The organism is Nocardiopsis alkaliphila YIM 80379 (assembly GCF_000341005.1).
Taxonomy (GTDB): domain Bacteria; phylum Actinomycetota; class Actinomycetes; order Streptosporangiales; family Streptosporangiaceae; genus Nocardiopsis; species Nocardiopsis alkaliphila.
The window spans coordinates 1-7,941 of sequence record NZ_ANBD01000186.1 but is presented as its reverse complement, the minus strand read 5'-3'; the positions used below and the strand labels follow the sequence as shown (position 1 = coordinate 7,941).

The 7,941-nt window shown below is 66.7% G+C and carries 10 protein-coding genes; 1 reads left to right on the top strand and 9 read right to left on the bottom strand.

Annotated features, from left to right (window positions below; all coding sequences use genetic code 11):
* The coding region (locus D472_RS26390; protein ID WP_033304600.1) for a cbb3-type cytochrome c oxidase subunit I at positions 1 to 411 on the bottom strand (411 nt) is incomplete at its 3' end.
* Positions 411 to 1,349, bottom strand: a complete 939-nt coding sequence (gene ctaC, locus D472_RS0124075) for an aa3-type cytochrome oxidase subunit II (RefSeq protein ID WP_449406508.1) — start codon at positions 1,347 to 1,349, stop codon at positions 411 to 413. The genes D472_RS26390 and ctaC, both read right to left, overlap by 1 nt.
* 412 nt (positions 1,350 to 1,761) lie before the next feature.
* Here ctaC and D472_RS0124070 point away from each other — a divergent pair, with 412 nt between their 5' ends.
* Positions 1,762 to 2,013 carry a sulfurtransferase TusA family protein gene (locus D472_RS0124070; RefSeq protein WP_017606992.1) on the top strand — a complete coding sequence of 84 codons (252 nt, stop codon included), beginning with the start codon at positions 1,762 to 1,764 and terminating at the stop codon, positions 2,011 to 2,013.
* Between the two features lie 235 nt (positions 2,014 to 2,248).
* On the opposite strand, the gene rpsD is transcribed toward D472_RS0124070, so the two are convergent.
* The 7 genes from rpsD to D472_RS0124030 all read right to left on the bottom strand — a co-directional run bounded on the left by rpsD (position 2,249) and on the right by D472_RS0124030 (position 7,826).
* Positions 2,249 to 2,860 carry a 30S ribosomal protein S4 gene (rpsD, locus tag D472_RS0124065; RefSeq protein ID WP_017606991.1) on the bottom strand — a complete coding sequence of 204 codons (612 nt, stop codon included), beginning with the start codon at positions 2,858 to 2,860 and terminating at the stop codon, positions 2,249 to 2,251.
* A gap of 279 nt (positions 2,861 to 3,139) precedes the next feature.
* Positions 3,140 to 4,111, bottom strand: a complete 972-nt coding sequence (locus tag D472_RS0124060; protein ID WP_017606990.1) for a carbohydrate kinase family protein — start codon at positions 4,109 to 4,111, stop codon at positions 3,140 to 3,142.
* A gap of 250 nt (positions 4,112 to 4,361) precedes the next feature.
* Positions 4,362 to 4,712 carry a HesB/IscA family protein gene (locus tag D472_RS0124055; RefSeq protein WP_017606989.1) on the bottom strand — a complete coding sequence of 117 codons (351 nt, stop codon included), beginning with the start codon at positions 4,710 to 4,712 and terminating at the stop codon, positions 4,362 to 4,364.
* A 287-nt stretch (positions 4,713 to 4,999) separates the two neighbouring features.
* Positions 5,000 to 5,599 carry a PspA-associated protein PspAB gene (pspAB, locus tag D472_RS0124050; protein ID WP_017606988.1) on the bottom strand — a complete coding sequence of 200 codons (600 nt, stop codon included), beginning with the start codon at positions 5,597 to 5,599 and terminating at the stop codon, positions 5,000 to 5,002.
* An 11-nt stretch (positions 5,600 to 5,610) separates the two neighbouring features.
* On the bottom strand, positions 5,611 to 6,537 hold the full coding sequence (gene htpX / locus D472_RS0124045) for a zinc metalloprotease HtpX (protein ID WP_017606987.1): 927 nt from the start codon (positions 6,535 to 6,537) through the stop codon (positions 5,611 to 5,613).
* Positions 6,538 to 6,783: 246 nt separating this feature from the next.
* The gene (gene pspAA, locus D472_RS0124035) at positions 6,784 to 7,062 is read right to left on the bottom strand and encodes a PspA-associated protein PspAA (protein WP_017606985.1); all 279 of its coding nucleotides are present in this window, start codon (positions 7,060 to 7,062) and stop codon (positions 6,784 to 6,786) included.
* Positions 7,059 to 7,826 carry a PspA/IM30 family protein gene (locus D472_RS0124030; RefSeq protein ID WP_017606984.1) on the bottom strand — a complete coding sequence of 256 codons (768 nt, stop codon included), beginning with the start codon at positions 7,824 to 7,826 and terminating at the stop codon, positions 7,059 to 7,061. Before D472_RS0124030 ends, pspAA begins: the two co-directional genes overlap by 4 nt.
* Positions 7,827 to 7,941: the final 115 nt, after the last annotated feature.

Here is a 7,941-nt window from a genome sequence, read left to right as displayed (position 1 = left end):
GGGGGTAAAAAAGCCGCTGATGGCGATGAGGCTACCGAACAGGAACAGGTAGTAGCTGAACAGGTTCATCCTCGGGAACGCCACGTCGGGCGAGCCGATCTGCATCGGCATGATCACGTTCGAGAACCCGACGAACAGCGGGGTCGCGAACATCAGCAGCATGATCGTGCCGTGCATGGTGAACATCTGGTTGAACTGTTCGTTGGACATGAACTGCATGCCCGGGCTGAACAGCTCCAGTCGCATCAGGACTGCGAGCACACCGCCGAAGAGGAAGAACGCGAAGGACGTGATCAGGTACATGTACCCGATCGTCTTGTGGTCCGTCGAGGTCATCCAATTGACGATGATCGACCCCTTGCGCGACGGTGCCCGACCGTCGGTACGGGGCTCAGTTGCCGTCGTGGTCATTACTCGTCATTCTCCTCGGTCACGCCGGCGCCGGTGCCTTCGGCGTCGGTGCCCTCGGCCCCGGTGCCCTCACCGAAGTCGGTCTCTACGCCCGTGCCCTCGGTAGCGGCTTCGTCACCGTTCTGCTGCTCCTGCTCGGCGGCCCAGGTCTCGTACTCGTCCTGGGGCACGACCTCGAGGTCGAAGAGCATACGGGTGTGGTCGACACCGCACAGTTCGGCGCAACGTCCGACGTAGGAACCCTCGGTGCCCTCACCCATCTGGACCTGGAAGGCGTTGTCCCTTCCGGGGATGACGTCCATCTTGAACCCGAACTCGGGGACCCAGAACGAGTGGATGACGTCGGGTGAGTGGAGGTCGAAGTGGACGATGGCACCCTCGGGAAGCACGAGGGTCGGCTGGGTGCTGCGGTCTGCGGTGCCGTCCGGGTTGGGGATACCGACCTCGGAGAAGAGCACCTCCCCACCGTTCTCCTTGGTGTCGTCCATGTAGTTGAACTGCCAGGCCCATTGGAAGGCCACGACCTCTACGTGGACGTCTGCGGGCTCTTCCGTGTCGAGCAGGTAGGCCTGGTCTCGCGCGGTGAAGAAGAAGAGCACCGAGATGATGACGATCGGCAGCACGGTGTACAGCGCTTCGATGGGCATGTTGTACCGCACCTGGGGCGGCAACTGCTCAGAGCGCTTGCGGTGGAAGAGGATCGTCCAGATGAACAATCCCCATACGAGGATGCCGACCGCGAAAGCGGTGACCCACGAGCCCTGCCAGAGCGCGAGAACACGCTCGGCCTGCTCGGTGATCGGTTCCGGCATGCCCAAACGAGTGAGCTCGTTCGACGCGCAGCCGGTCGCGGCCAGCCCCAGCACGGCGAGCGCGGCGCCGCGTGGTGCCCATCGGCGCAGTGTCGAGCGCCGATTTTGTTGGCGGGTCGGACTCACGGATTGCCTTCCCAGCGGTGAAGCCCGTGGATCCTCCACGGGCGGCCTAAGTATCCAAAGTTTTTTCAGGGGGAAACATTATCGCGAACCGCTCGACGTGCCGTTCATGGGCTTGCCTGGTCAGCGTGTTGCCTAACCGCCCCTCCCGGTACGCTCGATCGCCTCACGGAGCCGGGCCAGGTCGCCCCCGAGGGAGTACCTCCCGGCTGGCTACGAGGCGCGGCCCGGCGTTCCCCCGGGCCCTCGTCCCGGGACCCGCACCTCACCGCCGGGGGGCGGTGGTGTGCGTGGTCTCGGTAACGAGACTAAGGCGAGCGTATCGCTGGGTTTACGACACCCTTAACCGGGTGCGCCTTTTCGCGCGACCCAGGTCAAGATCAGGACACGAAAGCGACGACCTACGGAGGGACCCGTGCCCGAGCGATCGACCGAACCATGGCCCCTGATCACCGTGGAGGCGGTGGGCCGCAAGTGCCCGATTCCGATCATCATGTTGGCCGCCCGCCTACACGAAGTGCCCATCGGGTCGGTCATCGCGGTCACGGCGGACGATCCCGCCGCGAGCGCGGACATACCGGCATGGTGCCGAATGAAGATGCACGAGTTCGTCGCCGAGCGGCCTCTGGCGCGGGGTAGCGCTTTTCACATCCGACGGATGTATTGATCACCCGAGGACGGCTTCGGGGCCGAAAGACCACTTCGATTTCGTTGCGATAACGATTGACTTCGACCGGCTCTTCGGTAGCGGCGCCGGCTGCCCACCGCCGTCCCCTGGGCCTCTGAGGGGCTCGGGGTAAGGCGGTGGGCAACACGAAGGCCGCGTGGACACGAAGTCCGCGCGGCCTTCTCCGCCAACGGGAGCTCTCCGGAAGGGAAGGCCTCGTCGATGCGGGAGGTGTCTAGCGAGCGTAGAACTCGACGACGAGCTGCTCGTCGAAGGGCACCGGAATCTGCTCACGCTTGGGGCGGTCGATGACCGCGACGCGCAGGTCCTTGTGGCTGACGGCCAGGTAACCGGCGATCTTGTCGTCGGCGTGGATGCCCTCGGCGGCCTCGACGAACGGGACCATCGAGCGGGACTTCTCCCGAACGGCAACGATCTGGCCCGGCTTGACCTGGTACGACGGGATGTCGACCTTCTTGCCGTCCACGGTGATGTGACCGTGGTTGACGAACTGGCGGGCGGCGTAGATCGACGCGGCCAGACCGGCTCGCAGGACGACCGTGGCCAGACGCAGCTCGAGCTCGGTGAGCATCTCCTCACCGGTACGGGCGGCGCGCTTCTTGGCGTTCTCGTAGACGCGGAGCAGCTGCTTCTCGGTCAGGTCGTAGTACCAGCGCACCTTCTGCTTCTCCGCCTGACGGACGGCGAAGTCGGAGCTGTTGCGACGAACACGGCGGCCGTGCTCACCGGGCGGGTACGGACGCTTCTCGAAGTAGCTGACCGCCTTACGGGTCAGCGGGGTGCCGGCGCGCCGGGACAACCGCACCTTCGGTCCGGTGTAGCGCATGCATAGTCCTTTCAGGATGAATCAGGGAATCCCAGGTAAGGCTGGCCTAGAACTGGGAGGCGCTGGACGCGCCCGGGCTCCGGACCCGCTGAACGGGTCGTGTGGAGCGGGTTCCCCACCGCCGCGCGCGACCCTGCGCGAACGGCTCGGGCGAATGAACCGGCACGCGTTTCAACGCACCGGAGTGGCACGGGTCTCCCCGTGCGGGTCACGGCCATCCACTTTACGGGGTCTGGAGCACCACCCAGACCACGAAGCGGTCTTCGTGGCCGTGGCCGTCTACAGATGAGGCTCCACCTCGGCGGCGGCCTCGGCACCGTAGGAGCGCTCGATCCGACCCAAAAGGCCTGCCGGGGTGAGGGAGTACTCCTGCGGCCCATCGGCCTCCAGACAGTGCACCGCCGCGGCGTTGCCCACCTGGGCGGCGCGCTCCAAGGGCAGTCCCCAGGAGTGCGCGGCCAAGAACCCGGCGCGGAAGGCGTCACCCATGCCGGTGGGATCGATCAGCTCGTCGACGGCGGCGGCGGGCACGTGGAGGCTCGGCTCGCCCCTGCGGTCGATACGGGCGCCCTTGGCCCCCAAGGTGGTGATGCGGGTTCCCACCCTGGCCAGGATGTCCGCGTCCGACCAGCCGGTCTTCTGCTCGGCCAGGGCCTTCTCGTACTCGTTGGTGAACAGGAAGCGAGCGCCCTCGATGAGGGTGCGCACCTTCGGCCCCTCCATCCGGGCCAGCTGCTGGGAGGGATCGGCGGCGAAGGGGATGCCGCGCGTACGGCACTCCTCGCTGTGACGCACCATCGCGGCCGGGTCGTCGGCACCGATGAGGACGAGGTCCAGTCCCCCCAGGCGCTCGGCGATGGGCTGGATCTCGATGTTGCGGGCCTCGGCCATGGCACCGGCGTAGAAGGAGGCGATCTGGTTCTGGTCCCGGTCGGTGGTGCACACGAAGCGCGCGGTGTGGCGCAACTCCGAGATGAGCACCGAAGAGGTGTCCACGCCGTGACGGTCGAGCCAGGAACGGTACTCCTCGAAGTCCTGCCCGGCCGCGCCGACCAGGACGGGGTTCAGCCCGAACCCGCCCAGCCCGAAGCAGATGTTGGCCGCGACGCCACCACGGCGCACGTCCAGCTCGTCGATGAGAAAGGACAGGGACAACTGCTGGATCTGCTCGGGGATGATCTGCTCGGCGAACCGCCCCTCGAAGGACATGAGGTGGTCGGTGGCGATGGATCCGGCAACCGCGATACGCACGGGACGTTGGCTCCTTGGTAGGGAAAGGGTATGGCGTTCGGGACGAGCCGACCGGGCCGACGCGGGCGAGGCCGTGCCCATTCGGACCTGCCAAGGGTACGACAGGGCGTCACACCCTCACCTCTGGGACACCTCGTCTTCTTCGCCCGCCAGAACACGCCCCGCGCGCGGGAGAACACGAAGAGGGGAGGACGGACGCGTGTCCGCCCTCCCCTCGATCTCGGCCGTTCCCCGGCTCGGGGCGTCCCCGTTAGTTGAAGGAGTCGCCGCAGGCGCAGGAGCCGGTCGCCATGGGGTTGTCGATGGTGAACCCCTGCTTTTCGATCGTGTCGACGAAGTCGATGGTGGCTCCGGTCAGGTAGGCGGCGCTCTTGCGGTCGGTGACGACCTCGACCCCGCTGAAGTCGGTGACGATGTCACCATCGAGGTCACGCTCGTCGAAGTAGAGCTGGTAACGCAGCCCCGAGCACCCACCGGGCTGCACGCCCACGCGCAGGCGCAGGTCGTCCCGACCCTCCTGGTCGAGGAGGGACCGGACCTTGTCGGCCGCCTCATCGGTGAGGATGACTCCCTGCGCGGTGTCCTCGGTCTGAACCGTCATGTTGTAAAGCTCCTCTGAAAAGGGGTTGCGGCCGCCTGGCGACCCCGGTCGCTCACGAGACAGGTCCCGAAGGCTCCTTGCCTCTCCAACGAGTCCCAACGCCGGGGGCCGATGTGGCATTCCGCCATCCGGCCGCCGTGTTCGCCCTGACGCCGGAGGACACACTGTGAGCGTGGCCCCTCGACGACGTACGGATGTTCCCGTAGGTCCAAGGGTAATTTGTCCCCGGCCCGGATGCCATCTTCTCCGGGCCCCGGGTGAGGAGGGCCGAAGGGCCCACTCCGAGCTCAGAGTCCTGGCGCCCCGTAGACCGGGAACCAGCGGGAACGGTCCTTCTCCATCGGCAGGTCGTCTCCGAGCGCCGACTCCACCTGGAGTTCCAAAGCGTTGTCGCGCTGCTTGCCCTTGGTGGGGGCGAAGGGGTAGAACGTGCCTCTTTTGTAGAGGTAGACCAGACCGACCGAGCGCCCGGAGGTGTCGGTGAAGCCCACCAGCGAGCACAGCAACGAGGGCCCGTAGCCGTTGGCCTCCAGGGTGGAGTTGACCGCGTGCAGATCGGTGACCAGACCGGTGATGTCGGTGCCCGTGAGTTCGTCCCCGCCCTTCTCCGCCGAGGAGTCGCGCACCACCAACCAGGTGTAGCCGTAGTCGTCGGTGGTCTGCTCGACCGGGGGCCCTTCTCCCGCGTCGAGCAGGGCGGTGACATCGCGTTCGACGTCGGCGAAGGCGGCACCCTCGGCCGCGCGGAAGGCCACCGACCCGGTCCCGGTGGGGGTCAGTCCCACACCGGCCCGCAAGGTCAGTGCCGCCGTGGGCAGACCGAAGAGCGCGTCGAGGTCGGGCTCGGCCGGCTTCGACCTTCCCAGCAAGGCGCGCCAAAAGCTCATCGTGGTCCTCTCTAGGCTCCGCGGCCGAGTTGGCGGGAGATGTCGGAGAGCTGGGCCAATCGCTGTTCGACCGGCGGGTGGGTGGCGATCAGTTGGCTCATGCTGAAGCCCTTCTTCGCGAAGGCCGGGGCGAAGAAGAAGGCGTTGAACGGTTCGACCTGGCGCAGGTCACGAGTGGGGATGCGGGCCATGTCACCGGTGATCTTGGACAGGGCGCTGCCCAACATCGAGGGGCGGCCGGTGAGGTAGGCGGCGGCTCGGTCCGCGGACAGTTCCCGGTACCGGGACAGGGCCCGGGTGAGCAGGAAGCTGAGCGCCCAGGCCACGGCGCTGACCACGACCACGAGGAGGGCGATCACGGCGGGCGCCGGCCCGTTGTTGTTGCTTCGGCCACCCGTGGTCCCCGCGAACATCGCGAAACGCAGCCCGGCCTGGGTGAGGAAGCCGGCGACGATGCCGAGGAACCCGGCGATGGTCATGACCATGACGTCGCGGTGGGCGATGTGGGAGAGCTCGTGGGCGATGACCGCCTCCAGCTCGGGACCGTCGAGGCGCCGCATGAGACCGGTGGTCACGCAGATGACGGCGGACTTCTCACTGTGGCCGGTGGCGAAGGCGTTGGGGACGTCGGTGTCGGCGATCCCCACCCGGGGCTTGGCCATATCGGCCATGGCGCACAACCGATCGACCATGGCGTGCAGGTCGGGTGCCTGCTGAGGGGAGACCTCCTTGGCGCCCATGGAGAACATGGCGATCTTGTCGGAGGAGAAGTAGGAGAAGAGCGCGAACGCGCCGACGAGGATCACTACCAGCCAGATGTTGAGCCCGGCCAGGACCAGACCCACGATGAAGGCCACGTAGACCAGGATCAGGAGGAACATGGTCATGGCCATCCGGGTGGTCAGTCCCCGGTCCGGACGAAACTTCGAACCTGCCACGGCGTTTCCTTCCCGATGCGTGGTCCGGAGTGTAGTTCCGGCAAGTGAGAAACGGGTCAAAGCAGGACACCGCGTGTTCCACGGACCCTTGGGGGAGACACACCGCGGTCGCCGTCGCGGGAAACCGCGACCGCGGTGGAGAACGCGCATGAAGGCACCGAGTTCGGCGCGGGCCGGTGGGATCCGGCCCGGACGCCTCACCCTGAGGACTCACCCGGACGGTGGTGGGTCCGTGGAGAACCACCCCTAGCCCGGGATGAGCCCGTCGTCCTGCAACATCTGACGGACCTCGTCCATGCTGGCGTCGGAGTGCGGCAGGATGAACTGCGAGGGCTCCAGCGAGTCGGGCGGCAACGGCTTGCCGTCCTCACGGACCCGCTCCAGCAGGTCCTGAAGGGCCTTGCGGAACTTCGTCTCGTCCTCCGCCTCGATCGCGGCCTCCAGGGCGGCGTCGAAGGAATTGAGCAGTTCCAGGTCGGCGTCGGTGAGGTCGACCTGACCCTCACCCATGATGCGGACGATCACTGGGCCTCCCGGTTCCCGGATCCGTTACCACCCTCGATCTGCTGCGGGGTGGAACCACCGCCGCCACCCAGTTCGAGCTTCATCCGCTCCAGCTCCGCGTCGACACCGCTGGTGCTGGCCATCCGGTCCAGCTCGCTCTGGATGTCGTCCCTGGGTCCGGTGCCGGTGACGTCGTCGAGGGCGCCGGAGGCCAGGAGCTCATCGACGGCGCCTGCGCGAGCCTGCATCTCGGAGGTCTTGTCCTCAGCCCGCTGCACGGCCATGCCGACGTCGCCCATCTCCTCGGAGATGCCCGAGAACGCCTCGCTGATCTGCGTCTGGGCCTGGGCGGCGGTGTAGGTCGCCTTGATGGTCTCCTTGCGCGTGCGGAAGGCGTCGACCTTCGACTGCAAGCGCTGGGCCGCCATCGTGAGCTTTTGTTCCTCGCCTTGGAGGTTGGCGTGCTGCTCGCGCAAGCCCTCGATCTGGCTGGTCAGACCGGAGCGGCGGGTGAGGGCCTCACGGGCGAGGTCCTCACGCCCTTGGGTCAGTGCCGCCTTGCCCTGGTTCTGCAGTTTGTCGGCCTGCTGTTCGAGCTGCTGGATCTGGAGCTCGACGCGCTTACGGGAGGTCGCGACGTCGGCGACACCGCGACGAACCTTCTGCAGGAGCTCGAGTTGTTTCTGGTACGAGTAGTCGAGGGTTTCCCTGGGGTCCTCGACCGAGTCCAAGGCCTTGTTGGCCTTGGACTTGAAGATCATCGAAAGTCGCTGAAACACGCTCATCGGCGTGGCCGTCCCCTTCTCGGTGCGTACATCGGCTGTTCCCAGCGGGCGCTTTGCCCAACCCTACGCGGTCTGGCCCGCGGTCGCCATAAAGCTATGACCGGCTACCCTGAGG

Coding starts and splice junctions, on each gene's coding strand:
- D472_RS0124030 (WP_017606984.1), bottom strand. CDS start 7,826: ATGAGCGTGTTTCAGCGACTTTCGATGATCTTCAAGTCCAAGGCCAAC.
- D472_RS0124055 (WP_017606989.1), bottom strand. CDS start 4,712: ATGACGGTTCAGACCGAGGACACCGCGCAGGGAGTCATCCTCACCGAT.
- rpsD (WP_017606991.1), bottom strand. CDS start 2,860: ATGCGCTACACCGGACCGAAGGTGCGGTTGTCCCGGCGCGCCGGCACC.
- pspAB (WP_017606988.1), bottom strand. CDS start 5,599: ATGAGCTTTTGGCGCGCCTTGCTGGGAAGGTCGAAGCCGGCCGAGCCC.